Origin of the sequence: Rhodococcus sp. EPR-134 (assembly GCF_001647205.1) — a bacterium.
Lineage (GTDB): Bacteria > Actinomycetota > Actinomycetes > Mycobacteriales > Mycobacteriaceae > Rhodococcus_F > Rhodococcus_F qingshengii.
Genome location: NZ_LVCT01000682.1, coordinates 1 through 1,305, shown reverse-complemented (window position 1 = coordinate 1,305; position 1,305 = coordinate 1). Strand labels below are relative to the sequence as shown.

Below are 1,305 nucleotides of genomic sequence, written 5' to 3'. Positions count from 1 at the left end.
GCGTCGTGACAATGCTCGGCGCAGCCGCGGCGACCGCGCTGCCGAGGTCGCTCGACTCCTCACCACCGTCCAACTGCCGGTGGAGAAGGCGCACGAATACCCATCGTCGTTGTCGGGTGGTCAGCGCCAACGCGTTGCCCTCGCGCGGGCTTTGGCAGCCGCACCGGCAGTTCTGCTTGCCGACGAAATCACCTCCGCTCTGGACGTGTCCGTGCAGGGCGCGGTTCTGAATCTGTTGGTGGATCTGCAGAAGCAGCTTGGTCTGACGGTTCTGTTCGTCAGTCACAACCTGGCGGTGATCCGCTACGTCTGTGACCACGTCGCAGTCATGCTCGGCGGCGAGATCGTCGAGCACGGGCCGGTTCTCGACGTGATCGATTCGCCGAAGGAGCCGTACACGGCAAAGCTGTTGTCCGCGATCCCGACATTCGGGGAGCCGATGTTCCAATGACAACGCCGACCACTCTCGACTCCCCCGCTGCCGTAGCCCGTGCCGAAGAACGTCGTTCGGCGAGAATCCAGGATTACGCGTCCGTGGTTACACCGACCACCACCGCCGCATCGGCGTCGGGACGCATTGCATACGTACGTACCGAAGCGAATCCGGCTGCGGATACCAACGAGCACTCGATCTGGTTGGCTTCCCCGCAACTACAGCTCACCGCGGGACCTGCCGACACCTCGCCGGCCTGGCATCCCGTTTCGACGCTGTTGGTCTTCGTTCGGCCGGATTCCTCGGGCACACCACAACTGTGGAAGGTCGACGCCACCGGGGGTCCGGCAACACAGCTGACCACCACGGCGCAGCTCCCGCTCGGCGCGGGGGCACCGGTGTTCTCTCCTGACGGCGCTCGGATCGCCTTCAGCGCCCCCGTCGACCGCACTGCCGCCGGATCGTCATGCCTCTTGGTGGCGAAGCGCCTCAACTACAAGGTCGACGGATCCGGTGTCCGGGGCAGCGTTCGGGCGCACTTGTTCGAGTTCGATCTGGCCGCCGGCTCGCTTCGGCAGCTGACGGACGGCGATTGGGACGCTTCGCATCCCGCGTACAGTCCCGACGGCACCGAACTGGCTTTCACCGCGGCGATGGACGGCGACGCCGATCTGACGCGGGCGAGTTCCGCCTGGACCGTATCGCTGACTGATCTCGCCTCCACTCCGCGGATGTTGGGGCACGCACGCGGCATCGCAGGACCACTTGCATGGACACCTGCCGGCGACGCGGTCGTAGCCGTCGGTTGGCACACACCGATCATTCACAACAACGAACTTCTTGTCCTGCACCGCGACCAGCGAGTGGAAGAC

Annotated in this window: 1 protein-coding gene and 1 pseudogene; both read left to right on the top strand. The window is 65.2% G+C overall.

The window, feature by feature from the left end:
- Positions 1 to 451, top strand: a 451-nt coding sequence (locus A2J01_RS29860; RefSeq protein ID WP_156519447.1) for an ATP-binding cassette domain-containing protein, incomplete at its 5' end; no start/stop codon positions are given.
- Positions 448 to 1,305 (top strand): annotated as a pseudogene (locus tag A2J01_RS29855) (PD40 domain-containing protein); the annotation flags it as partial. The gene A2J01_RS29860 and the pseudogene A2J01_RS29855, both read left to right, overlap by 4 nt.